Genomic DNA, 23,597 nt, shown 5'->3' with positions numbered 1-23,597 from the left:
GGCAAAGACTTGTTTTGCCAATTTATGGAGTAACGCGATGATTCAGACTGAAACAATGCTGGAAGTTGCAGACAACAGTGGTGCAAAACGAGTTATGTGCATTAAAGTGCTAGGTGGCTCACATCGTCGTTATGCATCAGTAGGCGACATCATTAAAGTGACTGTGAAAGAAGCAATTCCACGCGGTCGTGTCAAGAAAGGTGATGTAATGAACGCGGTAGTCGTACGCACGAAGTTTGGTGTACGTCGTCCTGACGGTTCAGTACTACGTTTTGATGATAATGCAGCTGTGTTGTTGAACAACAATAAAGCACCAATTGCAACACGTATTTTTGGACCAGTAACCCGCGAACTACGTGGCGAACAATTTATGAAAATTGTTTCATTAGCCCCAGAAGTATTGTGAGGAAAACATGGCAAAATTACGTAAAGGCGACCAAGTGATTGTAATTGCTGGCAAAGACAAAGGCAAGCAAGGTACAGTAATAGCAGTAAAAGAAGACCGTGTAAAAGTTGAAGGCATCAACATCGTTAAAAAACACCAAAAGCCAAACCAACAGACTGGCGTTGAAGGTGGTATTATCGAGAAAGAAGCATTTTTACACATTTCAAATGTTGCAATTTATAATGCAGCAACCCAAAAGGCAGATCGTATTTCTTACCAATTGAATGACGAAGGCAAAAAACAACGCGTTTATCGTTCATCTGGTGAAGTTGTGGCGACTGCATAACCATCTAAGGGTATCAGTAATGGCAAGACTTAAAACACAATATAACGAACAGCTTAAGCAAAAAATTCAGCAAGAGCTTGGTTTAGCGAACGTTATGGAAATCCCTAAAATCACCAAAATCACCCTAAACATGGGTGTGGGTGATGCCGCTCAAGACAAAAAAGTTCTTGAAGGCGCATTAGCGGATATGACGGCAATTGCCGGTCAAAAACCTGTAGTAACCAAAGCTCGCAAATCAGTTGCAGGCTTTAAAATCCGTGAAGAATGGCCAATCGGCTGTAAAGTAACGTTACGTGGCGACCAAATGTACGAATTTTTAGATCGTTTAATCTCAATCGCTATTCCACGTATCCGTGACTTCCGCGGTTTTACAGATAAAGCATTTGATGGCCGTGGTAACTATTCATTAGGTATCAAAGAGCAAATCGTTTTCCCTGAAGTTGACTTTGACAAAATCGACCGTATTCGTGGTTTAGACATTACCATTACGACTACCGCAAAAACTGATGATCAAGGTCGTGCATTGCTTAAAGCATTCGGCTTCCCATTCAAGGGCTAACAGCAAGGATAAGGCAATATGGCAAAGAAAAGTATGATTAATCGCGAATTTAAACGCGAAGCGACTGTTGCTAAATATGCTGAGAAGCGTGCAAAGCTTAAGGCAATTATCAGCGACATTAACGCAACTGATGAAGAGCGTATGGACGCAATGCTTACATTACAAGCACTGCCACGTGATGCTTCACCAGTACGTTTACGTAATCGTTGTGCATTGACAGGTCGTCCACACGGTTATTTCCGTAAATTTGGTCTTTCACGTAACATGATTCGTGAAAAAGTAATGCAAGGTGATGTACCTGGCGTTCATAAAGCAAGCTGGTAAGGGGAAACAATATGAGTATGCAAGATACCGTTGCTGATATGTTGACTCGTATCCGTAATGCACAAATGGCTCAAAAAGCGTCTGTGACTATGCCAAGCTCAAAACTACGTAAATCAATTGCTGATTTGCTAGTGAAAGAAGGTTACGTTGCGACTGCAGAAACTCAAGAAGTTGGTACAGGTAAAACTGAATTAACCATTGAGTTGAAATATTTTGAAGGTAAACCAGTTATTGAGACGATTAAACGTTATAGTCGTCCAGGTTTACGTCAATACCGTGGTAAAGATGCATTACCAAGCGTCCAGAAAGGCCTAGGTGTAGCAATCATCTCTACCAGTAAAGGCATCATGAGCGATCGTGAAGCTCGTGCAGCTGGATTAGGCGGCGAAGTTATTGCGTTCGTAGCTTAATTAACATTAAGAGGGACAGGCATAGTTTGTTGTGCCTGTTCGTTTTTTTATCACTTTTATAGGAATTACCCGTATGTCTCGTGTGGCTAAAGCCCCTGTAGCACTACCAAATGGTACAAGTGTTACTTTGAACGGTCAGCAGGTTGAAGTTAAAGGTAGCAAAGGTACGCTAACTTTACGCCTGCATGATTTGGTCGAGCTAAAACAGGAAGATAATCAACTTATTCTTTCACCAAAATCTGACACCAAAGATGGTTGGATGCACACTGGTACAGTTCGTGCATTATTAAGCAACATGGTTAAAGGTGTTACTGAAGGCTTCGAACGTCGTCTACAATTGATTGGTGTTGGTTATAAAGCCGCTGTTGCTGGCAATAAAGTTAACCTAAACTTAGGTTACTCACACCCAATCGAATATGTACTACCTGAAGGTGTTACTGCTGAAACTCCAACGGCGACTGAAATCGTGTTAAAATCTAGCGACAAACAAAAGCTAGGTCAAGCAGCAGCAAACATTCGTGGCTATCGCCCACCTGAGCCTTACAAAGGCAAAGGCGTTCGTTATAGCGATGAGTATGTCGCTCGTAAAGAAGCTAAGAAAAAATAAGGTGAAATGACATGTTTGATAAAAAAGCTGCTCGCCTTCGCAGAGCGAAAAAAACCCGTGCACATATCCGTGGTTTAGGCGTAAATCGTCTATCTGTTAATCGCACTAACACCCACATCTATGCACAAGTTATCTCACCAACAGGTGGTGAAGTGTTAGCCCAAGCTTCAACGTTAGATACTACTTTACGTGCTGGTCAAACTAGCAACATCGAAGCTGCAACTGCCGTTGGTAAATTAATTGCAGAACGCGCTAAAGCTGCTGGTATTACTAAAGTTGCGTTTGATCGTAGCGGTTTTAAATATCATGGTCGTGTTAAAGCATTAGCTGAAGCCGCTCGTGAAAATGGATTGGAGTTCTAATCATGGCAAAAGTTGAACAAACAGACGGTTTAGTAGAGCGCTTAGTCACAGTTGGCCGTGTATCTAAAGTTGTAAAAGGTGGTCGTATCTTTTCTTTCACCGCACTCACAGTGGTAGGTGATGGCAACGGTCGTGTTGGTTTTGGTCGTGGTAAAGCGCGTGAAGTGCCTGCAGCGATTCAAAAAGCTTTAGAAGCTGCCAAACGTAATATGATTACCGTTGATTTAGCGGGTACAACCCTTCAACATCCTATTACTGCTAGCCACGGTGCAAGCCGCGTGTATATGCAACCAGCCTCTGAAGGTACTGGTGTTATCGCGGGTGGTGCAATGCGTGCAGTATTAGAAGTTGCAGGCGTAGAAAACGTATTAGCAAAATGCTATGGTTCAACCAATGCTGCTAACGTTGTACGTGCAACTTTCAACGGGTTAAAAGAAATGTCTTCTCCTGAAAAAGTTGCGGCAAAACGCGGCAAATCAGTTGAAGAAATCTTGGGCTAAGCTAAGGTGAGCTAACATGAAAAAAATGAAAGTTACTCAAGTAAAATCGAGTGCCCATCGCCTAGCAAGCCATAAAGCTTGTTTGAAAGGTTTAGGGTTACGTCGTATTGGACATACTGTCGAAGTTGAAGATACCCCTTCGACCCGTGGTATGGTAAACCGCGTTAACTACTTAGTTAAAGTGGAGGAAGTATAATGGGTCTACGTTTAAATGAATTGAGCCCAGCTGAAGGTTCAAGAAAAAATAAACTTCGCCGTGGTCGTGGTATCGGTTCTGGTATCGGTAAAACCGGTGGTCGTGGTGTCAAAGGTCAAACTTCACGTACAGGTTCTGGTATTCGCTCAGGTTTTGAAGGCGGTCAAATGCCTCTATACCGTCGTTTGCCAAAATTTGGTTTCACCAGTAAACTTGCAATGGTAACGGCAGAAGTACGTTTATCAGAATTGAATCAAGTTGATGGTGACGTGGTAAGCGTTGAGTCTTTAAAAGCAGCGAATATCATTCGCCACGATATGCAACGTGTTCGTATCATCCTTTCAGGTGACGTAACCAAAGCATATACTTTTAAAGGTGTTAAAGTGACTAAAGGTGCTAAAGCGGCTATTGAAGCAGCTGGTGGTACTGTTGAGGAGTAATCCTACATGACTAAGCATTCAACATCGATGAATCCTCTAGCATTTATTCGTAAGTACGATGAATTATTTAATCGTTTACTATTTTTGTTGGGTGCTTTAGTCGTCTATCGTTTCGGTTCACATGTACCTATTCCTGGTATGGATCCAGAAAGCTTATCGAAATTTTTTCAAACCAATGAAAATACTATTTTAGGTTTGTTTAATATGTTTTCTGGTGGGGCATTAGAGCGGATGTCAGTCATGGCACTGGGGATTATGCCTTATATTTCTGCTTCAATCATTGTCCAGATGATGACGGCGGTTATACCATCGCTGGATGCATTAAAAAAAGAAGGTCAAGCCGGTCAGCGCCAAATCAACAAGTATACCCGCCAATTAACCCTTGCCTTAGCTTTGGTTCAATCAATTGGTATGTGTACAGGTCTGATTAGTCAGAATCTCACATTGACCAGTGGTCTTGGTTTTTATATTCCTGCGGTAACTTCGTTAGTTGCAGGGTCAATGTTTTTGATGTGGTTAGGTGAACAGATTACTGAACGTGGTATTGGTAATGGTATTTCAATGCTAATTTTAGCGGGTATCATAGCGACTTTTCCACAAGTGGTCACGCAGTCAATTAACTCTGTGCAACAAGGTCAAATGAACATGATTGCCTTGTTGATATTTAGTTTGTTGGCGTTAGCGGTGGTAGCAGGGATTGTTTTTATTGAGCGTGCCCAGCGCCGTATCCCAGTTAACTATGCCCAAAAGCAATCGCAAGAACGAAAAATATATGCACAGCAGCAATCGCATTTGCCATTAAAAATTAATATGGCAGGGGTTATTCCAGCGATTTTTGCCAGTTCATTGTTGTTATTCCCAGCGAGTTTGGGACAGTGGGTAGGTCAATCTCCCAATCCTAATATTTTTCAAAGCTTCTTGCAAAATATGGCATTAGTATTATCACCGGGTCAGCCACTGTATTTGGTAATTTTTGCAGCCTTGATTATTTTCTTTTGTTATTTTTATACCGCGTTGGTATTTAGTCCAAAAGAAGTATCAGAGAATTTGAAACGAAGTGGGGCGTATATTCCAGGTATTCGTCCAGGTTTACAAACTCAACGTTATTTAGATCATGTATTAAATCGCTTAACCTTTATTGGTGCGATTTATATGACAATTATTTGTTTGATGCCGATGATATTGCAATCTGCGTTTGGTATTCCGTTTCATTTAGGCGGTACCTCAGTACTGATTAGTGTGGTCGTGATTATGGACTTTATTGCCCAAGTTAAAGCGCACTTAATGACGCACCAATACCATGATTATTCGCTGATACAAACCATGGAAGTCAAGCATTCATAACTACTACTAGGAGCTGAAAATGAAAGTTCAAGCATCTGTAAAAAGAATCTGCGGTAGCTGCAAAATTGTACGCCGCAAAGGCGTTGTTCGCGTTATTTGTAGTGCAGAACCGCGTCATAAACAACGTCAAGGTTAATCTAAATTGTTAGATTGGTCTTGAAATCAGGTAGCGGATACTGTATTATCCGCTACTTGTCGTTATTTTGAGACATTTGTAGATAACCAAATGTCTCAAAATGCTACATCAGTAGATGATTAATTCATCTTTTCCTTAAAATTGGAGAAATGTCAATGGCTCGTATTGCCGGTGTAAACATTCCGGACAACAAGCACGCTATCATTTCACTCACTTATATTTTTGGTATTGGTCGTACCACTGCTGCTAAAATTTTAGAAGCGGTAAACATTGCGCCAACTACTAAAATCAGTGAATTAAATGATACTCAGCTTGATGCTGTCCGTACCCAAGTTGCAGAATATGCGACTGAAGGTGACTTGCGTCGTGAAATCTCGATGAATATTAAACGTTTAGTAGACTTAGGTTGCTATCGTGGCTTGCGTCATCGTCGCGGTTTACCAGTAAATGGTCAACGCACAAAAACAAATGCGCGTACTCGTAAGGGTCCACGTAAAGCAATCAGAAAATAATTAACTTAGGAAGCTAAAAGATGGCAAAAGACACTCGTAGTCGCAAAAAAGTGACTCGCCGCTCGGTAGCTGAGGGCGTAGCGCACATCCATGCGTCTTTTAATAACACCATTGTAACGATTACCGATCGTCAAGGTAATGCTTTGGCTTGGGCCACCGCTGGTGGACAAGGCTTCCGTGGTTCACGTAAATCTACACCATTTGCTGCACAGGTTGCGGCTGAAGTTGCTGGTAAAGCAGCACAAGAATATGGTGTTAAGAATGTTGATGTCTTGGTTAAAGGTCCAGGACCTGGTCGTGAGTCTGCGGTAAGAGCCTTAGGTGCATTGGGTTATAAAATAAACAGCATTAGCGATATAACCCCGATTCCTCATAACGGAACTCGTCCACCGAAAAAACGTCGCGTATAAGGAGACTTTCATGGCCCGTTATCTAGGTCCAAAATTAAAACTTTCTCGTCGTGAAGGTACTGATTTACAATTAAAATCAGGCGTAAAAGCGTACGAAGAAAAAACCAAAAAAGCTGACCGTGCCCCTGGTCAACATGGTAATCCACGTAGCAAAACGTCAGAGTATTCTGCACAGCTTCGTGAAAAACAAAAAGTAAAACGCATTTATGGTGTGTTAGAGCGTCAATTCTCAAACTACTATAAAGAAGCTGCGCGTATGAAAGGCGCAACTGGCGAAAACTTGCTTCAAATGTTAGAACGTCGCCTCGATAACGTTGTTTATCGTATGGGTTTTGGTGCAACTCGCGCAGAAGCTCGCCAATTAGTTAGCCACCGTGCTATTCTAGTAAAAAAAGCGGGTCGTGATGAGTTTGTTCGTGTGAACATTCCTTCAATCCAATTGCAAGATGGTGATGTGATTGCCGTACACGAAAAAGCCAAAGAACAATTACGTATTAAAAACGCAATTGAATTGGCGGGTCAACGTGGTACACCCGTATGGTTGGAAGTTGATCACAGCAAATTGCAAGGTACTTTTAAACAAGCGCCAGAGCGTGCTGATTTACCAACCGAAATCAACGAAAGCTTAATCGTTGAGTTGTACTCTAAATAATTAATTTTACTATAAAGTCGAGGTGACAAATGATGCTAAATGCTACTGAGTTTCTTACACCGAATGCCATTCATGTGGACACGGTCAATGAAACACACGCCAAAGTCACGCTCGAACCGTTAGAACGAGGTTTTGGGCATACATTAGGTAATGCCCTACGTCGTATTCTATTATCTTCATTGCCTGGTGCAGCTGTAATCGAAGCTGAAATCGAAGGCGTTGATCATGAGTATTCAACCCTTGAAGGGTTGCAAGAAGATGTGCTAGATCTATTATTAAATTTAAAAGGTTTAGCGATCCAATTGCATGATCAAAATGAAGTATTCTTGACCCTTGACAAACAAGGTCCTGGCACTGTACTAGCATCAGATATTGAGTTACCTCACAATGTAGAGATTATCAATCCTGATTTAGTTTTAGGTACATTAAGTGATCGTGGTCATTTAAAAATGCGTTTACGTGTAGCAGTAGGTCGTGGTTATGAGCCTGCCAATGTACGTAAAGATTCTGGTGATAACAAAGTTATTGGTCGTTTAAAATTGGATGCTAGCTATAGCCCAATCTTACGCGTGGCATACCAAGTTGAAAATGCCCGTGTTGAACAACGTACTGACTTAGACCGTTTGGTTATCGAACTTGAAACCAATGGTACCATCGATCCAGAAGAAGCGATTCGCAAAGCAGCAACGATTTTGCAGCAGCAAATTGCCGTATTTGTTGACCTTGAAGCGGAAGCTACTCCAGAACCTGTTAAGGAAAAAGAAGAAGTTGACCCTGTGCTACTGCGCCCAGTGGATGACTTAGAATTAACGGTTCGCTCAGCAAATTGCTTGAAGGCGGAAAATATCTATTACATTGGCGATTTGGTACAACGCACCGAAACTGAGTTGTTAAAAACCCCAAATCTCGGTAAGAAATCATTAACTGAAATCAAAGACGTCCTTGCTTCTAAAGACTTAGAGCTTGGTATGCGCCTTGAAAATTGGCCACCTGCTGATTTACGTGTTGATGACCGCTTCTCTTACCGTAGCCGTTAAAATTTAAAGGAAGTTTGACCATGCGACATCGTAACAGTGGAGTTAAGTTGGGTCGTACCAGCAGCCATCGTAAGGCCATGTTCCAAAATATGACCAACTCACTATTTGAACATGAACTCATCAAAACTACTCTTCCTAAAGCTAAAGAGCTTCGCCGTGTGGCAGAGCCGTTAATTACTTTGGCAAAAGAAGATTCAGTTGCTAACCGTCGTCTAGCGTTTAACCGCTTACGTAATAAAGCGACTGTAGGTAAATTATTCACGACACTAGGCCCACGCTATAAAGCGCGTCCAGGTGGTTATTTACGTATCATCAAATGTGGTTATCGCGATGGCGATGCTGCACCGATGGCATACGTTGAATTAGTAGACCGTGACTAATCATACTGATTAAAAAAACCCCATAGGTGCGCGCTTATGGGGTTTTTTGTTTATAGTGATAAATCCTCAATTTACCTTTGGAAATATGATGCAATTGAGTGTTGATGTGCTAGTATTGATGATGATTTGGGTGGTAATAATGGTTAAAAACCGCGTCAAACGCTAAGGCATCTTGCCTGTTTCTTGTAAAGAAAGCGTGCCATCTTGACCCACGATAATATGGTCAATCAAAGTCATATCGACAAGCTGACACGCTTTTGCCAAACTGCGGGTAATTTCTAGATCTGCTTGTGACGCTGTGGCAGAGGTGCTTGGGTGATTATGGGCGATGATAAGCTGACTTGCCCCGTATTTTAACGCGCAGCGCAACACTTCTCGCACACACACCGAGCACGATGAAATACCACCTGTGAACAACACCTCATACTGGATTAAGGTGAGCTGATTGGTCAAAAACAACACCGCAAACACCTCGCGATTGAGCGGTCGCAGCTGCGTAGTCAAATAGTCTTTGACCAACTGACTGGCGTTAAGGGTAGGGGCTTGTTTGACTTGGCTGGCAAGGTAGCGTTTGCCCATCTCAAGGCTTGCCAAAATCTGCGCGTATTTTGCCATGCCGATACCATGACACGCCATGACTGCTTCACTGGGCGCAGATAGTAACTGAGCCAGACTGCCAAATTTTTCAATCAAGCCACGAGCCAGTTCGATGGCGGATTGGTCTTTGGTGCCTGTGCGTAAGAATATTGCTAAAATCTCACTATCTGATAAACTCTCAGCACCTTTTTGCAGTAGCTTCTCTCGGGGGCGCTCGTCTTGGTGCCAGTCTTTGATTGCCATGGGCATTTCCTAATAAATGATGATTAATCATACCTAAAATGGCGGAAAATTGTTACTATAGGCGAAATTTTTTAGTGCTTTTATCTTATGAAAAATATCCTTCTTGGTATTACAGGCGGCATTGCTGCCTACAAATCCGCCTCGTTTGCCCGACTATTGATTAAAAATGGCTATGACGTCCGTGTTATTATGACGGCAAGCGCACAAGCCTTTATCACACCGTTAACGCTGCAGGCCTTAACGGGCAACCCAGTGCATATCGACTTGTTGGATGAGAGCGCTGAGCTGGGAATGGGGCATATTGAACTGGCAAAATGGGCAGATTTACTGATTATCGCCCCTGCTACCGCGAATACGATTGCTAAATTGGCCATGGGAATAGCGGATGATTTACTCACTACCGTTTGCCTTGCTACCGCTGCTCCGATTTTGGTGGCACCTGCTATGAATCAGCAAATGTGGCAACATCCATCGGTCAAACTTAATTTGCAGACGTTAACCGATTATGATTATGAGATCATCCAGCCAGCCAGCGGTGAGCAAGCCTGTGGCGATATCGGTGAGGGAAGATTGCCAGAGCCAGAGCAGTTGCTTGAATACGTGCAATATTTCATTGCAAGACAAATCACCCCGCAACTATTGGCGGGTAAAAATGTGACAATCACCGCAGGTCCAACGATTGAAGCCATAGACCCTGTGCGCTATTTATCCAATCATTCCACGGGCAAAATGGGTTTTGCGCTGGCAAAAGCGTGCCGTAATGCAGGCGCGAGGGTAACCTTGATCGTTGGCGGTAAAGTAGCGCTGCCAACGCCACTACTGGTCAATCGTATTGATGTGTTGTCGGCTGAAGAAATGCTAATGACCGCTCGTCAATGCGCCAGTGGCGATATATGTGATTGCCATGACCACCACCATCACGACCATGACCACCACCATCATGACCATGATGAATTCGGCAATGATATCGAAGTCGAACCTAGCAGCACAGCGACCGATATTTTTATTGCCACAGCTGCGGTCGCTGATTATCGCACGCGTGATGTCGTGCCGCAAAAGATTAAAAAAACGCAAGATCAGATGTCGCTGGATTTGGTGAAAAACCCTGATATTTTGGCGACCATTGCCGAAGAATTCCCTGAGGTTTTTGTGGTAGGATTTGCGGCAGAGACCCAAGATATCGAAAAATATGCTCGTGGCAAGCTTGACGCCAAAAACTTAGATATGATTGCTTGTAATGATGTGTCCCGCACCGATATTGGTTTTGGCAGTGATGACAATGCCATGACGGTGTTTCTTAAAGATAAATCAGAAGGGATGACACTAGAAAAAGCCAGTAAAGATAAAATTGCGGAACAGTTGGTTGCCTTAATTGGGGAACATTTGCATTAACCACCCAAAAAAGCTGGGCATCATTACGCAGCTTTTTTGCATTAACTAAAGTGTGTCTTAGGTTGTTTTAGCTTTCAGCCGCTAATTAGTTTGGTGCTAATGATTAGTGATAGTTGCGATTTTAGCGATGGCTAGTATCTCTCATCGCTTGAAGGGCTAACGCTGATGAAAGGTATCAGCGTTTAGTCCACTATCTTTTGTAATTGTAAAGCTCTGTCATATAAGGCATTTTTCTTTGCGCCTGTGATATCGCTCGCAAGCTGTGCGGCTTTTTTCACACTCAAATCTTGCAACAGTCGTTTTAGTAACGCATCGTGTTGATTCTCATTATTCTGTAAGTCACTTGCCCCAGCGACCACCAGTACCATTTCCCCTTTTTGCTGATTGGCATCGCTTGCAACAAACTGCTTTAATTCACCGAGCGTTGATGGATAAATGGTTTCAAACGTTTTGGTTATTTCACGGCAAAACGTCACTTGTCGATTGTCGCCAAGCACTGTAATCATGTCATCGATACACTCAACAATACGATGGGGCGCTTCATAAAAAATCAGCGTGGCGGTTAAGTCCTTGACTTTAGTCAATTCGCTTTTTCGTCCTGCGGTTTTGGCAGGCAAAAAGCCATAAAAATAAAACTTATCTGAGGGCAATCCTGCGACCGATAAGGCGGCTATGGCAGCACTGGCACCGACAACCGGCGAGACTTTGATACCGGCTTGGTGACAGGCGCGTACCAGTCGAAAACCAGGGTCGCTAATGAGTGGGGTGCCGGCATCACTGATAAGCGCGATACTTTGCCCCGACTGTAATATTTCAATCAGTTTAGGGGTCTGTACTTCGGCATTGTGGTCGTGATAAGCCCAAGTTTTGGTGGGGATGTTAAAGTGATTGAGCAGTTTGCCCGAGGTACGGGTGTCCTCACAAGCGATGATAGCCACACTTTTTAGGCAGTCGATGGCGTGGGCGGTGATATCGGATAAATTACCAATCGGGGTGGCGACGATATAGAGTGTGCCATTTTGCTGCATGATTTTCTCAAATTTTGCTAAATATTGGTGGTATTATAAGGTGTTTTCTGCGGAAAAAAGGATTTGTCATGAAAACAATTTGCTTTGCTATTTTAGGTGTAAGTTTAATTTCAACCGCAGAGGCTTGTTTACCTTCATCCACCGCTGATGTGTTGGTCGGAAGAATTGCCAATATCGAAAAAGGTGGTGAATTGCAACGTGAAAGCCAAGCAAAGCAAGGTTTTGGCTTAAAATTCACTGATTATCACTGGGTATTTCGCACGTGGTATCAACGGCTTATTTTGCCATCGGCGCAGCGTTTTGAAGGTGTTTTTGCCATTAGCTCACTAAAACCCAACGATATCGTTGTGGCATTAGCCAGTAATTATGATGGGGGTAAACCGCATAATTACCGCATTGATAGTGTGGCAAAGCTGACTTGTCAAAATAACAACCTCATTTTAAAAAACCCGTTGGTAATACCGGTCAGTTGGAATCGACAACAGCAACGATGTGGGATTGGTAAAAATTATGCAGGGGTTTTGGATGGCTTTATCGACAACAACCAAGCCTATTATTTGGCAAAATTACAGCAAAAATACCCAACTTGTGCCGCTTTAGAAAAAGCCTTTGCAACAGTAAAATAACCCAACAATGAAACTCACCGCCCCAAAACAGCGCCAAGGCGACTATTATGAAACCCTCGCCAAATACTACCTTGAAGCGCAAGGTTTAACGTTTTTTGCCAAAAACTGGCACTACAAAAACTTGGGCGAGCTTGATTTGGTGATGCTTGAGCCGACACAAAAACCTCCTTGCTTAGTCATTGTCGAAGTGCGTCAACGAAAAGCCAGCCAATTTGGCACAAGTTTAGACAGTATCACCCCCGCCAAACAACGCAAAATCATTAAAACCACCGCAGCTTTTTTACAAGCGCATCCACAATTTGATAACTTTGATATTCGCTTTGATGTGGTAAGTTATGAAGGCGTTCAAGTTGCAGGGCAGGCTGTTATGCCCATGCCTACATGGATTAAGGACGCTTTTAGCGTAAATTAAGCATTTTGTATAACGTATAAACTTAGCAAAAATTATGCTATGCTACGCAGCAAAATAGTATAATTTTACCCCTCTTTTATTAGGTATTTCCCATGAACGCACAAGATTTAATTACTTTACTACAACCCCATTTTCCGAGTGGCAAAATCGAAGCCGCCAATCAAGGCAACAAATTTGATGTGCGTGTGGTGGATGACAGCTTTGAGGGTAAACGTGCTGTCGCGCGTCAACAAGCCGTGTTGGGGTTGGTGTCTGATAAATTTGCGTCAGGTGAAATCCATGCACTCAATATCCAAGCGTTGACCTATGCCCAGTGGCATGAGATGCAAGCCAAACAAGCTGCGCAATAAGCCATTTTTAGGAGAAACACATGGATAAATTTTTAATCACGGGTGGCACTCAAGTTAAAGGTGAAGTGGTCATCTCTGGTGCAAAAAATGCGGCATTACCCTTGCTTGCGGCAATGATTTTGGCAGAAACCCCAGTCACCCTGCACAATGTACCGATACTCAAAGACGTCAATACCTTGGTCAAATTGATTGCGGGAACGGGTATCACCATTGAAAAGAACGGCGATACGGTGACTTGCGATACCACTACCATCAATAGCTACTATGCCCCCTATGAGCTGGTCAAAACCATGCGCGCATCGATTTTGGTATTGGGGCCGCTGCTTGCGCGCTTTGGGCAGGCCGAAGTGTCGCTACCTGGTGGCTGCGCAATTGGCTCACGCCCTGTTGACCAACATCTAAAAGCCTTGGAAGCGATGGGGGCGACCATCACTGTTGAAAATGGCTATGTCAAAGCCAAAGCACCTTTGGACAAAGATGGTAAACGCAGTCGGCTAAAAGGCTGTCATTTCACCTTTGATATGGTCACAGTTGGCGGCACTGAAAATACCATTATGGCAGCGGCATTGGCGGAAGGAACCACGCACTTAGAAAACTGTGCGCGTGAACCAGAAGTGGTTGATCTGGCTAATATGCTTGTCAAAATGGGCGCAAAAATTGAAGGCATTGGCACCGCTTATATGACCATTGAAGGCGTTGACAAATTAAATGGCTGTGAGTACTCAGTCGTACCAGACCGTATCGAAACCGGCTCATATCTTGCGCTTGCCATGATGACAGGCGGGGAAGTGACTGCCAAAAAAACCGAAGCAAGCTTGATGCAATCGGTGCTTAAAAAATTTGAAGAAATGGGCGCCCAAGTTACTGTTGGCAGTGACTGGATTAATGTCAAAATGGCAGGTCGTCCAAAAGCGGTTGATATCCGCACACTACCACACCCGGCGTTTCCAACCGATATGCAAGCCCAGCTCATGACAGTTTGCTGTATTGCAGAAGGCACCAGTACCATTATTGAGAATATTTTTGAAAATCGTTACATGCATGTCCCTGAGCTGCAACGTATGGGCGCCAATATCAAAGTCGATGGTCATACCGCCGTTGTTCAAGGCGTCGACAAGCTCAATGCCGCGCCTGTCATTGCAACCGATTTACGTGCGTCTATGTCACTGGTAATGGCAGCAGTGGCAGCCCAAGGCGAGACCTGTATCGAGCGCATTTACCACATTGACCGTGGTTATGAGTATGTGGAAGATAAACTGCGCGGCTTGGGCGTCACCATTGAGCGGGTAAAAGGCGAATAACAGGTATAAGACAATGACACAAGCAAATGATGCCAATTATAACGGTCTTACCTTAGCGTTATCCAAAGGGCGAATCTTAAAAGATACCTTGCCCCTGCTAAAAAAGGCAGGTATCGAACTACTTGAAGACCCAGAAGAATCACGTAAACTTATTTTCCCGACCACGCATGCTGACGTGCGGATTTTGATTTTACGCGCCAGTGACGTGCCAACCTATGTGGAGCATGGGGCGGCAGATTTTGGTGTAGCGGGTAAAGATGTACTGATGGAGCATGGCTCAAGCAATTTATATGAATTGCTTGACCTACAAATTGCCAAATGCCGTTTGATGACGGCAGGTAAAGTGGGGCTGCAATTACCCAGTCGTCGTCTTCGAATTGCTACCAAATATGTCAATGTGACGCGCGCGTTTTTTGCCAGTCGCGGTGAACAAGTGGATGTGATTAAACTCTATGGTTCCATGGAACTTGCGCCATTGGTGGGCTTGGGTGATTTGATTGTGGATGTGGTCGACACCGGTAATACCTTAAAAGCCAATGGTCTAGAGCCGCGACAAGAGATTTGCCAAGTCTCTTCGCGTTTGATTGTCAATCAGGTCAGTTATAAACGCAAATTTGCCCTGCTTGAGCCCATCATCGAAAGCTTTAAGCAAAGCGTCGCTGATAACACCCAGTAACGGTTCAAAAATCACCATGATGCAGCATCTTTTTGTCTATGGCACGCTAGCGCCCAATCGCGACAACCACAGTATCATGACACCCATCAACAACGGCAGTTGGCAACCTGCGACTATTCGTGGGCATTTGATGCCAAATGGCGGTTGGGGCTCAGCGCTCGGATTTCCTGCAGTCATCCCCGATGAACAAGGCGACATGGTAGCGGGATGGGTGTTTTCGTCAGATGATTTGGTCAATCATTGGGCGCGGCTAGATGAGTTTGAAGGTGAAGCCTATCAGCGCATTGAAGTAACCGCCACGCTTGACAATGGTGCAAAAATCCAAACCTTTGTGTATGCACTCGACAATCTACAGCATTATTAAAGTTGTCATTAAAGATGCAAACATGGAAAATTAAAACATTGAAGAATAAAAAAGACGTTATTAAGACGTCTTTTTTTAAATGGGCGAAAACTGAAAGTGGTGACAGATTGGCTCAGTTTGGCCAATTTTCATGCGCTGGCTTTGATGTGCCGATTTTGATGGGTTGACGAAGCTGTGCAGGCTAAAAAGCCGCTTTCATCCATGAAAAAATTTGTTATGCTATGGGTTAGTCATTTTTTATTCTTAGGGGAATACCATGCGATTGTTAAATAGCCAACAAGCCAGTTTTGAGCAGGAATTGACAGAGCTGCTTGCTTTTGAAACGGTAAATGATCCAGCGCTACTGGCTACGGTCGATGATATTATCGCGCAAGTGCGTCAGGGTGGGGATGAGGTGGTGTTAAAACTGACCCAACAATTTGACAGCCATCCTGCCAAAAATTTTGCTGAGCTAGAGATTTCACAAGAAAAGCTCAAACAAGCATTTAATGGGTTAAACCCTATAATCAAGCAAGCGCTTGAACTGGCGGCACAGCGCGTCACATCTTTTCACGAGCGCCAACGGCAAGAAAGCTGGACGTATCAAGATGCGCTAGGCAATACGCTTGGACAACAAGTTACGCCGCTCGATAAAGTAGGTATCTATGTGCCAGGCGGGCTGGCAAGTTATCCCTCCAGCGTCTTAATGAATGCATTACCCGCCAAAGTAGCAGGGGTCGGACAAATTATCATGGTGGTGCCTGCCCCTCATGGTGAACTAAATCCCTTGGTATTGGCAGCCGCTTATTTGGCGGGTGTGGATAAAGTCTTTACCATTGGGGGCGCGCAAGCGGTGGCAGCGTTAGCTTACGGCACTAACACCATTCCGCAAGTCGATAAAATCACAGGACCTGGCAACAAATACGTGGCAGCCGCCAAACGCGCCGTGTTTGGGCAAGTAGGCATTGACATGATTGCAGGCCCCTCGGAAGTACTGGTATATGCCGAAGGTGTGGCAAATGATAAAGCCGACTGGTTAGCCATGGATTTATTGTCGCAAGCTGAGCATGACACCGTCGCGCAAGCGATTTTTGTCACCCCATCTGAGCCATTACTCAAAAAAGTTGCGCAGGAAATCGAAAAAGCCTTAGCAGATTTGCCAAAAGCTGAAATCGCTAAAGCGGCGATTGCCAACCGTGGCGCGCTGATTTTGGTGAAAGACCGCGCAGAGGGTATTGAGGTGATTAACCGCATTGCCCCTGAGCATTTGGAATTATCGGTAGATGACCCAGAAGCGATGGTCAAAGATGTCCGCCATGCGGGCGCTATCTTTATGGGTCGCTATACCCCTGAAGCGATTGGCGATTATTGTGCTGGCCCTAATCACGTGTTGCCAACGTCAGGTACCGCACGCTTTAGTTCACCGCTCGGCGTGTATGATTTTCAAAAGAAATCTTCGATTATTTATTGTAGCGAGCAAGGTAGCCAAATGCTGGCAAAAACCGCCGATATATTGGCGGTGGAAGAAAATTTGGATGCCCACGCGCGTTCAGCGCGTTACCGCGTGAAATAGGCTCAAACGCGCCTGTGGTAATTCAACAGATTATGGCAATTTAACGGGGCATTTAACTCATTTATCTCATTTAACTGGGAAGTTAACGCTGCTTTGTCAATACATCTAGGCGTAGCTGTTCTTCAGGCGTAAACATCGTCTGCTGTAACGCCATAATTTGTTGCTGTGCTTGCGGCACATTACCTAATTTGCTCAGTATTTGGTTAGACTGTGTCTGATAAGTTGCCACACGCTGCGCAAATTGTGCTTCAGATTGGTCAAGCTGCTCAAGGCGTTTGACCGCTTCAGGCGAGACATATTGACTACGCATGGCATTGATTTGGCTTTGCGTTGCCCCTTGCTGCTGCATTTGCTGCGTTTGCGCCAATAACTTGTCAATATTGCGCTGCTGGGTTAGCTTTGTCTGTAGATTTGGGTCTTTAACGCTGGCGATATAGGCGGTTTGCGCCTTATCCATGATGGCTTGGCGCTGGTCATTGCTCAGTTGCGCATTTTGGTTGGCTTCGACGACCGTCATGTTGTAGTCATTGAGGACTTGTTCATCCCCAAAAAAGGCTTCACGGGTTTTGGCGTCAAAATAGCGGGCTTGCAGCTGTTGTACTGCGCGTAATTGGTTCTTAATGGCAGATAAATCTAATGCGCTGACGTTAGGGTTTTGCTGTGCTTTAGGCTTATCTAGCTGGCTGACAGCGGTCAAATAGACTAGATAATTTTGAAAAATGTTAACCGCTTGGCTTGCGGCAGGCTCAGGCGTGTGTTCGCGAATATAGGCAATCACCCGTTGTTCAATCTGGCTTAACGGCTCTTCCCCTTGTGCGGACAAAAAATAATCAAACAGTCGGCGCAAACCTGCGGTCACGACCAATTGCTTGTTTCCATCAATAATAATTTCGCCATCGACTTGGGTGCCTTGTAGTGATTTGGGCAGTGATGTAGGTAAGGGGGTAGCGTTCGCGGTGATGGGTGATGTGTTGGTTAGGATTTGATGGGACGGCAATCCACTAGATGGACTGGTACTGGCAGCATCCTGCGGCAAAGGATTGGCTATTTTGACAGCGTCCTTAGGTTTTAACCACAGTATGCAGGCTATCAATAATGCAATGATGCCACTGGCTAATACGATTATTAGCCAGTTTATCGGTCGTTGGTTTGTGTCAGAGTTGTTTGAAGGAACCATAGGCATAAGCTTACAACGATTGACCTTTTAAGCGATTGACTTGGTTGCGATAGACAGTCAATGGATTGGTTTCTAGCAAACTGACAATGCCAAATACCTGATTGACTGAATCCATATGATTCATTTTGTAGTTATCACGAATCACTGCACCCAGACGACTTGAACAGGGTGAGACAAGACCATCATTGGCTTCGCCATTGAATGACAAACCCGTTAACCCCAACACCGTATCAGATGGATCGATAAGCATGGTCATAGTTTGGTCGCCACTAAATGAGTAATAACGTACATTATTGACTACCGTGTCTTTTGGGTATCCACAATAACTGGTCGGCATGGCTGCAGGGAATTTTTGGTTAAATTTGGCTGCGTAATTGGTGGTGAGTGAATTGACGGCTGCCCAGCCATCTTGCTGCTGCAGTTGATTGAGTGGCACGCCAGATCCGATATCCATCACACCGCCCACCAATTCAAAAAACTTGATTGCCATTAAAGAGGCGGTATTAAATTCGCCAGCGGGTAAGCCATCAGCCGCGCTGCCTTCAGTCACCATTTTGACTGTCCAATCCGCCATTTTTGAGCCTTGCTCAGGGCTAGAAATCGCCGTCACAGACGAGACTAGCGATGGCGCAACCCCCGCCACATAGCGAATATCAATCCCGCCTTGGCTATGACCCATTAAGTTAACCTTCGGGCTGCCGGTGATTGCAATGATAGTTTTGACCTGTTGGAGTAGCTGCTCACCGCGCACTTCGGTGTCATTGACACTTGATGTCTTGGTCACATACACACTCGCGCCATTTTTGGTGAGATCTTGAGGAATGCCATTAAAATAATCGACCAAACCAAACATTTTGCTCCAGCCACCAAGCCCGTGAGCAAGTACGATAGGGTATTTAGTTTTTGCATAATCTGAGGTGGCGCTCAGGGTAGTGACTGCGACACAGCCTGTGGCATTGGCACAGTTGTAATAGCTTGAGGCATAAGAAGACGCAGAAAATGCGATGGAAGAAAAAAGCAATCCTTTGGCGGCACGGCGCATAAAGCGATGATGTGACATATACTTATCCTTGTAAAGTCATAATGAAGTTTCGCTGTCCTATGGATTAATTTAACCTAAATCAAAGATTTGTGAATCAAATGAAATGACTGATCAGTATATTTTTCTGCAAAGTCAGTGGATGCAGTATGTAGGTAAGGTTAAAACTCAAGTGATGTATTGGCACAATTGGCGTGCTATCTACAAAAGCAGACATAAATTATCATTGATTTTTTGCTATGATTTGCTAAGGTAGCGGCTGATTTTTCGTTTTTGCTGTTTTTATTTTTTGACCCTCATAACAAGAGAATAACTGACCCACTATGTTAGAACTACTATCTGACCCGTCCGCGTGGCTAAGCCTTGCGACGCTTGTCATTCTTGAGATTGTTTTAGGTATTGATAATCTTGTCTTTATTGCCATCTTAGCCAATAAACTCCCGCCGCATCAGCGCGCTAAAGCCCGTAATCTAGGTCTAGGTCTAGCATTACTCATGCGATTGGTGCTTTTGTCCATGATGTCATGGCTCATTACACTGACCGATCCTGTGCTCACCTTAGGAAGTTTTGATTTATCGGTTCGCGACATTATTTTATTGGTAGGCGGGGTGTTCTTGCTGTTTAAAGCAACGACAGAGCTGCATGAGCGGCTAGAAGGCAAACCTGAGCATACCAATCAAAGTAAAGTGCAAGCTGGGTTTATGGCGGTTGTTGCACAGATTGTGATTTTGGATGCGGTGTTCTCGTTTGACGCGGTGATTACCGCTGTAGGCATGGCAAAACACCTTGAAATCATGATGGCGGCAGTGATCATTGCCATGGTATTGATGGTGGCTGCCTCTAAAGCGCTCACGGAGTTTGTCGGTCGTCATCCAACCGTGGTGATTTTGTGTTTAAGTTTCCTATTGATGATTGGCTTTAGCTTGATTGTCGAAGGACTAGGCTTTCATATGCCAAAAGGTTACTTGTACGCGGCGATTGCGTTCTCAATTTTGATTGAAGCGTTTAACCAAGTAGCAAAACGCAATAAAACCAAATACGAAAATCAAATTCCAATTCGTGACCGTACCGCGGATGCGATTTTACGTTTAATGGGTGGTAAAACCGAAGAAGCGGTTACCCCAGAGAATAATTCAGAACATTTTGATTTTGATAGTATGCCCTTTGCGCAAGAAGAGCGTTACATGATCAGTGGCGTACTAGCGCTTAATGAGCGCGATGTACATACCATCATGACGCCGCGCAATGATATATCCTGGGTCAATATCAACGGTAGCCGCGAAGAAATGCGCGCGCAATTACTTGATACACCGCATAGCTTGTTCCCTGTGTGCCGAGATACCATTGATAAAGTGCTTGGGGTAGTACGCGCTAAAGACTTTTTGGATTTGCTCGATAACAATGTCGCAGATATTGAAACCGCCATTAAACCATTACTTAACAAGCAGCAGCCTGTGTTTGTGTCAGAGAGCATTGACAATCTAAAGCTGCTTAATATGCTTAAAAAAGCCAAAGGTAATTTGGCGATGGTGATTGATGAATACGGTCAAGTCGCAGGACTAGTGACACCGCTTGATGTGCTAGAGGCGATTGCAGGTGAATTCCCTGATGAAGATGAAACCTTAGAAATTATCCCCTATGACGATTATTGGATTGTGGAGGGCACAGCAAGCTTACACCAACTACGTTTGGAGCTTGACGATCCAGATTTGCTACTTGATGCCGATCAATTCACTATTGGCGGATATTTGATTTCGCAGTTGACTGATGTCCCAGAAGTCAACCAAACCATTGATATCGGTGCCTATAAGTTTACCATTCTAGAAACTTCGACATCGCGTATTTTGAAATTAAAAGTTGAACGTGAAGCCCCGATGGTGGCAACGGTTTAAATCACTGATTGGGTGTAAAAAAAGGGGTAATTAACCCCTTTTTTTTATTACTTTTTTAGGGATATAACAATCAAGGAATTTGCTTAATCGTCAAGGTGATAGTAGGCAGATTGCTCGTTGACGTGGTAGCAGATTGACTGGACACAGGCGTGGATGATAGCGCAGTCAAGGTAATATCCATATTGGCAAAACGCTGCGTTTGACGCAAGTCACCGCGCAAATCCCCAATCGATAGGTTAAGGGTTTGTGGGCGAGAGGTGGTAGTCATAGCCGTGACCGCTACCGTGGCATTGCCTGCCCAAATACACTGTACGCCTGTGGCACAGCGGCTATCATTGAGCACTTTATCAAAAGTCAGATTTAGTTGGTGTTCTTTAACAAAGATGTTTTGCCCCAGTGCAAGCGTGACCGTGCGAGTGGCATTGGCGGGCTGGTTGACTGTTGAAGGCGTTGGCTTGGCGGGCAACGTAGGCGCAGTCATACAGGCGGTTAATAGGCTCGTAGTGAGTAAGGCGATACTTGTGGTTTGAATGATTTTTTTCATGGGTGATTTCCTTTTTTTCTTAACGGTTAATTTTATTTCTGGTTTTTAGTTTTGGTTTTTAGTGTTATTTTTGGCGGCAAAAAAACGCTGTAGTCCCGCCAATACCAAGTCTTGCCGAATTTCCACGCTGGCTGATAGGTGCGGCTCAAAAGTATGGGCGTCACCGCCTGTCATGGTGATTTCAAATTGAGGGTAGCGATGAATTGTTTCATTGATGGCCCCGACAATGGATAACATAATACCATGATGCACCGCGTCTTGAGTATTGGTGCCTGAATCTATACTATCAAAAGTGCCATCAATAATACTAATCTGGCGCGTTCCCGAAAATAGCGACTCGCGCTGTAAATAGATACTGGGGAAAATATAGCCCCCCAAATGATGACCTTGATCGACCAAATCGATGGTAACGGCAGTGCCGCAGCCAATCACGCATTGTTTTTTGCTAGGCTCGATGATACCGAGCATTTGTAGCCAGCGGTCAACGCCAAGTTGGGCGGGGTTATAATCGCTCGACATCAGCGCGTGCTTGGCATGGACTTGGGCAAATTCAAACGGTTTTTGCAATCGCTCTAGGCTCTCTGCAACATGATTATTGACGGCTTGTCCTAGCACGGATGACACACCGATAAAGTCAGGATTGAGTCGTTCAAGCCGAAAGGTCAACCCTTTGAGCAATTCGGCAGGGGCTTGCAAATGCTGCTCAGCCGCATGATCTAGCACTTGACCGCTATCGTCCGTAAGCCAATATTTTAAGCGGGTATTACCCAAGTCTAGCCAAAGTTTTGTCATAAATAATAGCCTTTGAATGGGATGCTTTATTTGTGTTTATTTATTTACAATGATGAAATGGCTGAATCCAAAACTTGAATGGTGCCTGTCCAAATCGTTTGTGTGCTGCCATCTGCTTGCTCAATGAGTAGACAGCCTTGCGCATCAATACCTGCTGCAATGCCTGTGATTGATTGCTCAGATAAGGCGTTATGAATTTGCAAATGCTTGTTTTTTAATACGTCTTTTTGGGTAAAATCATGGATAAATTGCTCGCTCGCTTCAGTCGCTTGCAGCTGATTAAATTGCCCAATCGCATTGGCTATGGCATCGGTAACGGGCTGATAAAAATCACGGGGCTGTAAACACTGCGCTGTCAAATCTTGCAGGCTTACCGCTTGGTAGTTTAAGCCTTCTTGGGTTTGCTCATTCAGCACAGGGGCATGGGCAATATTGACCCCCACACCGACAACGACCCCTATAATGTGACCTGCGACATTGACAGGCTCTATCAAAATACCCGAGAGTTTTTGAAATTGCTCAGGTAGGTTGTCTTGTGGTTGATAAAAACCCACATCGTTCACCCATTTGACACCAATGGTTGGCAAATGCTTTGCCAGTCTTGTTTGATTGATGTGTTCTATGATAGGTATTTGACTGAGCTGATAACCCACGCACAGTGACAAGCGACCATCTAATCGATAAGATAAGCAAAGATTTTGCTGCCAAACATAGGCTTGTGTCGGCACATACAGCGATAAATAAACATTACCTAGCGGTGATTGCCATGTTCTGCCATGTTGACCACGTCCGCTAGATTGGGTATCAGCAGTGAGTAAATGGGGTCGGCTAAAATGCGGTCGGTTATGGTCAGTGGGCGACTGGTCTTGATAGCTTAGCACCATCCACTCAATCAGCTGGCTGTTGGTTGAGTGGGTGCTAGCTAAGTGGGTATGGCAAAGCGAATCAATTTTCATGGGGATGGGTATATAGGGTCGGGTTCATAAGCTTAGGCACAATGTTACAAACGACA

General features: G+C 44.3%; 33 protein-coding genes. 26 read left to right on the top strand and 7 right to left on the bottom strand.

Going from position 1 to position 23,597, the window contains the following annotated elements; translation table 11 throughout:
- The first annotated feature begins 37 nt into the window (after window positions 1-37).
- From rplN to rplQ, 17 genes are all read left to right on the top strand, one after another.
- Window positions 38-406 carry a 50S ribosomal protein L14 gene (gene rplN, locus ACAM39_RS08475; RefSeq protein ID WP_007115555.1) on the top strand — a complete coding sequence of 123 codons (369 nt, stop codon included), beginning with the start codon at window positions 38-40 and terminating at the stop codon, window positions 404-406.
- A 7-nt stretch (window positions 407-413) separates the two neighbouring features.
- Window positions 414-731, top strand: a complete 318-nt coding sequence (gene rplX, locus ACAM39_RS08470; protein ID WP_369627346.1) for a 50S ribosomal protein L24 — start codon at window positions 414-416, stop codon at window positions 729-731.
- Between the two features lie 19 nt (window positions 732-750).
- A complete protein-coding gene (gene rplE, locus ACAM39_RS08465) occupies window positions 751-1,290 on the top strand; it encodes a 50S ribosomal protein L5 (protein ID WP_138018551.1) in 540 nt (179 codons plus the stop codon).
- Between the two features lie 18 nt (window positions 1,291-1,308).
- A complete protein-coding gene (rpsN, locus tag ACAM39_RS08460) occupies window positions 1,309-1,614 on the top strand; it encodes a 30S ribosomal protein S14 (protein WP_036593424.1) in 306 nt (101 codons plus the stop codon).
- Between the two features lie 11 nt (window positions 1,615-1,625).
- Window positions 1,626-2,024, top strand: a complete 399-nt coding sequence (gene rpsH / locus ACAM39_RS08455; protein WP_188874902.1) for a 30S ribosomal protein S8 — start codon at window positions 1,626-1,628, stop codon at window positions 2,022-2,024.
- A gap of 73 nt (window positions 2,025-2,097) precedes the next feature.
- On the top strand, window positions 2,098-2,631 hold the full coding sequence (rplF, locus tag ACAM39_RS08450) for a 50S ribosomal protein L6 (protein WP_036593421.1): 534 nt from the start codon (window positions 2,098-2,100) through the stop codon (window positions 2,629-2,631).
- Between the two features lie 11 nt (window positions 2,632-2,642).
- Window positions 2,643-2,993, top strand: a complete 351-nt coding sequence (gene rplR, locus ACAM39_RS08445; RefSeq protein ID WP_007115561.1) for a 50S ribosomal protein L18 — start codon at window positions 2,643-2,645, stop codon at window positions 2,991-2,993.
- Window positions 2,994-2,995: 2 nt separating this feature from the next.
- On the top strand, window positions 2,996-3,493 hold the full coding sequence (gene rpsE / locus ACAM39_RS08440; RefSeq protein WP_007115562.1) for a 30S ribosomal protein S5: 498 nt from the start codon (window positions 2,996-2,998) through the stop codon (window positions 3,491-3,493).
- 16 nt (window positions 3,494-3,509) lie between these two features.
- Entirely contained in the window at window positions 3,510-3,689 is a 180-nt protein-coding gene (gene rpmD / locus ACAM39_RS08435; RefSeq protein ID WP_007115563.1) for a 50S ribosomal protein L30, read from the top strand.
- Window positions 3,689-4,129, top strand: a complete 441-nt coding sequence (rplO, locus tag ACAM39_RS08430) for a 50S ribosomal protein L15 (protein ID WP_007115564.1) — start codon at window positions 3,689-3,691, stop codon at window positions 4,127-4,129. The genes rpmD and rplO overlap by 1 nt, the downstream gene beginning before the upstream one ends.
- A gap of 6 nt (window positions 4,130-4,135) precedes the next feature.
- On the top strand, window positions 4,136-5,473 hold the full coding sequence (gene secY / locus ACAM39_RS08425) for a preprotein translocase subunit SecY (RefSeq protein ID WP_065263084.1): 1,338 nt from the start codon (window positions 4,136-4,138) through the stop codon (window positions 5,471-5,473).
- 19 nt (window positions 5,474-5,492) lie between these two features.
- On the top strand, window positions 5,493-5,609 hold the full coding sequence (gene rpmJ / locus ACAM39_RS08420) for a 50S ribosomal protein L36 (protein ID WP_040403280.1): 117 nt from the start codon (window positions 5,493-5,495) through the stop codon (window positions 5,607-5,609).
- Between the two features lie 155 nt (window positions 5,610-5,764).
- A complete protein-coding gene (rpsM, locus tag ACAM39_RS08415; protein ID WP_007115566.1) occupies window positions 5,765-6,121 on the top strand; it encodes a 30S ribosomal protein S13 in 357 nt (118 codons plus the stop codon).
- Between the two features lie 20 nt (window positions 6,122-6,141).
- A complete protein-coding gene (rpsK, locus tag ACAM39_RS08410; RefSeq protein ID WP_007115567.1) occupies window positions 6,142-6,531 on the top strand; it encodes a 30S ribosomal protein S11 in 390 nt (129 codons plus the stop codon).
- Between the two features lie 10 nt (window positions 6,532-6,541).
- Entirely contained in the window at window positions 6,542-7,183 is a 642-nt protein-coding gene (gene rpsD, locus ACAM39_RS08405) for a 30S ribosomal protein S4 (RefSeq protein ID WP_007115568.1), read from the top strand.
- 29 nt (window positions 7,184-7,212) lie between these two features.
- Window positions 7,213-8,220 carry a DNA-directed RNA polymerase subunit alpha gene (locus ACAM39_RS08400; RefSeq protein ID WP_007115569.1) on the top strand — a complete coding sequence of 336 codons (1,008 nt, stop codon included), beginning with the start codon at window positions 7,213-7,215 and terminating at the stop codon, window positions 8,218-8,220.
- A 20-nt stretch (window positions 8,221-8,240) separates the two neighbouring features.
- The gene (rplQ, locus tag ACAM39_RS08395) at window positions 8,241-8,600 is read left to right on the top strand and encodes a 50S ribosomal protein L17 (RefSeq protein ID WP_036593417.1); all 360 of its coding nucleotides are present in this window, start codon (window positions 8,241-8,243) and stop codon (window positions 8,598-8,600) included.
- Between the two features lie 162 nt (window positions 8,601-8,762).
- On the opposite strand, the gene radC is transcribed toward rplQ, so the two are convergent.
- Window positions 8,763-9,440 carry a RadC family protein gene (gene radC / locus ACAM39_RS08390; protein WP_065253360.1) on the bottom strand — a complete coding sequence of 226 codons (678 nt, stop codon included), beginning with the start codon at window positions 9,438-9,440 and terminating at the stop codon, window positions 8,763-8,765.
- An 87-nt stretch (window positions 9,441-9,527) separates the two neighbouring features.
- On the opposite strand from radC, the gene coaBC reads away from it, so the two are divergent.
- On the top strand, window positions 9,528-10,832 hold the full coding sequence (coaBC, locus tag ACAM39_RS08385; protein ID WP_369627345.1) for a bifunctional phosphopantothenoylcysteine decarboxylase/phosphopantothenate--cysteine ligase CoaBC: 1,305 nt from the start codon (window positions 9,528-9,530) through the stop codon (window positions 10,830-10,832).
- Between the two features lie 182 nt (window positions 10,833-11,014).
- Here the strand turns inward: coaBC and rsmI are convergent, their stop codons facing one another.
- On the bottom strand, window positions 11,015-11,860 hold the full coding sequence (rsmI, locus tag ACAM39_RS08380) for a 16S rRNA (cytidine(1402)-2'-O)-methyltransferase (protein WP_369627344.1): 846 nt from the start codon (window positions 11,858-11,860) through the stop codon (window positions 11,015-11,017).
- 68 nt (window positions 11,861-11,928) lie between these two features.
- Between rsmI and ACAM39_RS08375 the strand changes: the two genes are divergently transcribed.
- From ACAM39_RS08375 to hisD, 7 genes are all read left to right on the top strand, one after another.
- Window positions 11,929-12,486: a hypothetical protein gene (locus tag ACAM39_RS08375; RefSeq protein WP_369627343.1), complete on the top strand. Its 558-nt coding sequence runs from the start codon at window positions 11,929-11,931 to the stop codon at window positions 12,484-12,486.
- A gap of 7 nt (window positions 12,487-12,493) precedes the next feature.
- Entirely contained in the window at window positions 12,494-12,898 is a 405-nt protein-coding gene (locus ACAM39_RS08370) for a YraN family protein (RefSeq protein ID WP_369627342.1), read from the top strand.
- Window positions 12,899-12,990: 92 nt separating this feature from the next.
- Complete coding sequence (locus ACAM39_RS08365; RefSeq protein ID WP_036594190.1) at window positions 12,991-13,248, top strand: BolA/IbaG family iron-sulfur metabolism protein; 258 nt, start codon at window positions 12,991-12,993, stop codon at window positions 13,246-13,248.
- A gap of 20 nt (window positions 13,249-13,268) precedes the next feature.
- Window positions 13,269-14,549 (top strand): UDP-N-acetylglucosamine 1-carboxyvinyltransferase, encoded by a 1,281-nt coding sequence (murA, locus tag ACAM39_RS08360; protein ID WP_369627341.1) that lies wholly within the window; start codon window positions 13,269-13,271, stop codon window positions 14,547-14,549.
- Between the two features lie 13 nt (window positions 14,550-14,562).
- Window positions 14,563-15,225: an ATP phosphoribosyltransferase gene (gene hisG, locus ACAM39_RS08355; RefSeq protein WP_065253353.1), complete on the top strand. Its 663-nt coding sequence runs from the start codon at window positions 14,563-14,565 to the stop codon at window positions 15,223-15,225.
- Window positions 15,226-15,241: 16 nt separating this feature from the next.
- Window positions 15,242-15,589 (top strand): gamma-glutamylcyclotransferase family protein, encoded by a 348-nt coding sequence (locus tag ACAM39_RS08350; RefSeq protein WP_369627340.1) that lies wholly within the window; start codon window positions 15,242-15,244, stop codon window positions 15,587-15,589.
- Window positions 15,590-15,845: 256 nt separating this feature from the next.
- Window positions 15,846-17,141, top strand: a complete 1,296-nt coding sequence (gene hisD / locus ACAM39_RS08345) for a histidinol dehydrogenase (RefSeq protein ID WP_369627339.1) — start codon at window positions 15,846-15,848, stop codon at window positions 17,139-17,141.
- Between the two features lie 82 nt (window positions 17,142-17,223).
- Here the strand turns inward: hisD and ACAM39_RS08340 are convergent, their stop codons facing one another.
- Together ACAM39_RS08340 and ACAM39_RS08335 are read right to left on the bottom strand one after the other, a co-directional pair.
- Window positions 17,224-18,318, bottom strand: coding sequence for a lipase secretion chaperone (locus ACAM39_RS08340; RefSeq protein WP_369627338.1), 1,095 nt, complete (start codon window positions 18,316-18,318; stop codon window positions 17,224-17,226).
- Between the two features lie 10 nt (window positions 18,319-18,328).
- Window positions 18,329-19,378 (bottom strand): esterase/lipase family protein, encoded by a 1,050-nt coding sequence (locus ACAM39_RS08335; RefSeq protein WP_369627337.1) that lies wholly within the window; start codon window positions 19,376-19,378, stop codon window positions 18,329-18,331.
- Window positions 19,379-19,680: 302 nt separating this feature from the next.
- Here ACAM39_RS08335 and ACAM39_RS08330 point away from each other — a divergent pair, with 302 nt between their 5' ends.
- Entirely contained in the window at window positions 19,681-21,249 is a 1,569-nt protein-coding gene (locus ACAM39_RS08330; protein ID WP_369627336.1) for a TerC family protein, read from the top strand.
- 70 nt (window positions 21,250-21,319) lie between these two features.
- Here the strand turns inward: ACAM39_RS08330 and ACAM39_RS08325 are convergent, their stop codons facing one another.
- From ACAM39_RS08325 to ACAM39_RS08315, 3 genes are read right to left on the bottom strand one after another with little or no spacing between them, the layout of a single operon-like run.
- The gene (locus tag ACAM39_RS08325; protein WP_369627335.1) at window positions 21,320-21,793 is read right to left on the bottom strand and encodes a hypothetical protein; all 474 of its coding nucleotides are present in this window, start codon (window positions 21,791-21,793) and stop codon (window positions 21,320-21,322) included.
- A 45-nt stretch (window positions 21,794-21,838) separates the two neighbouring features.
- Window positions 21,839-22,585, bottom strand: coding sequence for a pantothenate kinase (locus ACAM39_RS08320; protein ID WP_188874884.1), 747 nt, complete (start codon window positions 22,583-22,585; stop codon window positions 21,839-21,841).
- Between the two features lie 44 nt (window positions 22,586-22,629).
- Complete coding sequence (locus ACAM39_RS08315) at window positions 22,630-23,541, bottom strand: biotin--[acetyl-CoA-carboxylase] ligase (RefSeq protein ID WP_369627334.1); 912 nt, start codon at window positions 23,539-23,541, stop codon at window positions 22,630-22,632.
- Window positions 23,542-23,597 lie beyond the last annotated feature (56 nt).

Source organism: Moraxella sp. K02 (assembly GCF_041154755.1).
Taxonomy (GTDB): domain Bacteria; phylum Pseudomonadota; class Gammaproteobacteria; order Pseudomonadales; family Moraxellaceae; genus Faucicola.
This window is presented reverse-complemented; position numbering and strand designations above follow the sequence as displayed.

Coding starts and splice junctions, on each gene's coding strand:
- rpmD (WP_007115563.1), top strand. CDS start 3,510: ATGAAAAAAATGAAAGTTACTCAAGTAAAATCGAGTGCCCATCGCCTA.
- radC (WP_065253360.1), bottom strand. CDS start 9,440: ATGGCAATCAAAGACTGGCACCAAGACGAGCGCCCCCGAGAGAAGCTA.
- ACAM39_RS08365 (WP_036594190.1), top strand. CDS start 12,991: ATGAACGCACAAGATTTAATTACTTTACTACAACCCCATTTTCCGAGT.
- rpsE (WP_007115562.1), top strand. CDS start 2,996: ATGGCAAAAGTTGAACAAACAGACGGTTTAGTAGAGCGCTTAGTCACA.
- rsmI (WP_369627344.1), bottom strand. CDS start 11,860: ATGCAGCAAAATGGCACACTCTATATCGTCGCCACCCCGATTGGTAAT.
- rplR (WP_007115561.1), top strand. CDS start 2,643: ATGTTTGATAAAAAAGCTGCTCGCCTTCGCAGAGCGAAAAAAACCCGT.
- ACAM39_RS08370 (WP_369627342.1), top strand. CDS start 12,494: ATGAAACTCACCGCCCCAAAACAGCGCCAAGGCGACTATTATGAAACC.
- ACAM39_RS08350 (WP_369627340.1), top strand. CDS start 15,242: ATGATGCAGCATCTTTTTGTCTATGGCACGCTAGCGCCCAATCGCGAC.
- rpsH (WP_188874902.1), top strand. CDS start 1,626: ATGAGTATGCAAGATACCGTTGCTGATATGTTGACTCGTATCCGTAAT.
- rplX (WP_369627346.1), top strand. CDS start 414: ATGGCAAAATTACGTAAAGGCGACCAAGTGATTGTAATTGCTGGCAAA.
- ACAM39_RS08340 (WP_369627338.1), bottom strand. CDS start 18,318: ATGGTTCCTTCAAACAACTCTGACACAAACCAACGACCGATAAACTGG.
- rpsK (WP_007115567.1), top strand. CDS start 6,142: ATGGCAAAAGACACTCGTAGTCGCAAAAAAGTGACTCGCCGCTCGGTA.
- ACAM39_RS08400 (WP_007115569.1), top strand. CDS start 7,213: ATGATGCTAAATGCTACTGAGTTTCTTACACCGAATGCCATTCATGTG.
- rpsD (WP_007115568.1), top strand. CDS start 6,542: ATGGCCCGTTATCTAGGTCCAAAATTAAAACTTTCTCGTCGTGAAGGT.
- ACAM39_RS08320 (WP_188874884.1), bottom strand. CDS start 22,585: ATGACAAAACTTTGGCTAGACTTGGGTAATACCCGCTTAAAATATTGG.
- rplE (WP_138018551.1), top strand. CDS start 751: ATGGCAAGACTTAAAACACAATATAACGAACAGCTTAAGCAAAAAATT.
- hisG (WP_065253353.1), top strand. CDS start 14,563: ATGACACAAGCAAATGATGCCAATTATAACGGTCTTACCTTAGCGTTA.
- rpsM (WP_007115566.1), top strand. CDS start 5,765: ATGGCTCGTATTGCCGGTGTAAACATTCCGGACAACAAGCACGCTATC.
- ACAM39_RS08315 (WP_369627334.1), bottom strand. CDS start 23,541: ATGAAAATTGATTCGCTTTGCCATACCCACTTAGCTAGCACCCACTCA.
- ACAM39_RS08335 (WP_369627337.1), bottom strand. CDS start 19,378: ATGTCACATCATCGCTTTATGCGCCGTGCCGCCAAAGGATTGCTTTTT.
- rplQ (WP_036593417.1), top strand. CDS start 8,241: ATGCGACATCGTAACAGTGGAGTTAAGTTGGGTCGTACCAGCAGCCAT.
- ACAM39_RS08330 (WP_369627336.1), top strand. CDS start 19,681: ATGTTAGAACTACTATCTGACCCGTCCGCGTGGCTAAGCCTTGCGACG.
- secY (WP_065263084.1), top strand. CDS start 4,136: ATGACTAAGCATTCAACATCGATGAATCCTCTAGCATTTATTCGTAAG.
- rpmJ (WP_040403280.1), top strand. CDS start 5,493: ATGAAAGTTCAAGCATCTGTAAAAAGAATCTGCGGTAGCTGCAAAATT.
- rpsN (WP_036593424.1), top strand. CDS start 1,309: ATGGCAAAGAAAAGTATGATTAATCGCGAATTTAAACGCGAAGCGACT.
- coaBC (WP_369627345.1), top strand. CDS start 9,528: ATGAAAAATATCCTTCTTGGTATTACAGGCGGCATTGCTGCCTACAAA.
- ACAM39_RS08325 (WP_369627335.1), bottom strand. CDS start 21,793: ATGAAAAAAATCATTCAAACCACAAGTATCGCCTTACTCACTACGAGC.
- hisD (WP_369627339.1), top strand. CDS start 15,846: ATGCGATTGTTAAATAGCCAACAAGCCAGTTTTGAGCAGGAATTGACA.
- rplN (WP_007115555.1), top strand. CDS start 38: ATGATTCAGACTGAAACAATGCTGGAAGTTGCAGACAACAGTGGTGCA.
- rplO (WP_007115564.1), top strand. CDS start 3,689: ATGGGTCTACGTTTAAATGAATTGAGCCCAGCTGAAGGTTCAAGAAAA.
- murA (WP_369627341.1), top strand. CDS start 13,269: ATGGATAAATTTTTAATCACGGGTGGCACTCAAGTTAAAGGTGAAGTG.
- rplF (WP_036593421.1), top strand. CDS start 2,098: ATGTCTCGTGTGGCTAAAGCCCCTGTAGCACTACCAAATGGTACAAGT.
- ACAM39_RS08375 (WP_369627343.1), top strand. CDS start 11,929: ATGAAAACAATTTGCTTTGCTATTTTAGGTGTAAGTTTAATTTCAACC.